The 283-nt window shown below is 57.2% G+C and carries 1 pseudogene; it reads right to left on the reverse strand.

Features of this window, described 5'->3' with window-relative positions:
• Positions 1-248: pseudogene (locus QP381_RS08980) on the reverse strand (hypothetical protein); the annotation flags it as partial.
• Positions 249-283 lie beyond the last annotated feature (35 nt).

Raw genomic sequence — 283 nt, forward strand, 5'->3', positions numbered from 1 at the left:
TCCTCGCCAACGGCACGTGCATCGTCGCCGTCCTCATAATCCACGAAAACAATGCCATGTAGCCACGCAGCAACACGCAACAAATCAGGATCGTGGGTGCACCCCTGCAACTCGTCGATACCGGATAGAACAGCAACCAGGTGCTGCACATTATGGTAGTGACGATTCGGGGAATCCCACTTCGCCAATAGCTGCCCCGCCAGCTCTTCGAGCTGTGCGCGATCCAAATCCACGCCAATGTTCGACATGGAACGAGCGAACGCGCCCGGAAGCCATTGCGGAG

This window comes from Pauljensenia sp. UMB6358, from assembly GCF_030216865.1.
GTDB lineage: Bacteria > Actinomycetota > Actinomycetes > Actinomycetales > Actinomycetaceae > Pauljensenia > Pauljensenia turicensis_A.